Annotated in this window: 2 pseudogenes; both read left to right on the top strand. The window is 69.8% G+C overall.

What is annotated here, in order from left to right:
- Window positions 1–183, top strand: a pseudogene (locus ATO4_RS28035) (hypothetical protein); the annotation flags it as partial.
- Between the two features lie 83 nt (window positions 184–266).
- Window positions 267–546 (top strand): annotated as a pseudogene (locus ATO4_RS26740) (capsid protein); the annotation flags it as partial.

Genomic DNA, 546 nt, shown 5'->3' with positions numbered 1-546 from the left:
CTGGCCGGCGGCGACCTCGACTTCGACGATCCGGTGACCTCCGACGCCAATGGCCGTGCCGTCAAGGCGATCCCGGTGGCGGGTCAGACGGTCCGCATCGTCGGCTTCATCCGCGGCGAAGGCACGACCGGCGACATCCTGCCGATCCACGTCGCGCCGAGCCTACTCGCCACGCCGGCCTGACCGCCGGAGATCCCGCCGACCATCCTTAAGCTCCACGCGCAGCGCGCCGCTGTTGGGAGCCCGAAGAACAGGACTTTCGCCACATGGCCCCCAACCGCCCGTTTCCCGTCGATCCGACCCTCACGGCCTTCGCGATCGGCTACCGCAACCCGGCCTATGCCTTCATCGCCGACGACGTCCTGCCGCGCACGCCGGTGATGGGCGAGCGCTTCTCCTGGACGGAATATCCGCTGGAGGAAGGGTTTCGCGTCATCGACAACCGCGTCGGCCGCACCGGCCGGGTCCCGCGGGTCGAGTTCACCGGCACCCGGCGCGATTCCTCGGTCGAGGACTTCGGCCTCGAGGCGCCGATCCCGAACTCCG

It is taken from the genome of Aurantimonas sp. 22II-16-19i (assembly GCF_002088275.1).
Taxonomy (GTDB): Bacteria; Pseudomonadota; Alphaproteobacteria; order Rhizobiales; family Rhizobiaceae; genus Jiella.
This window is presented reverse-complemented; position numbering and strand designations above follow the sequence as displayed.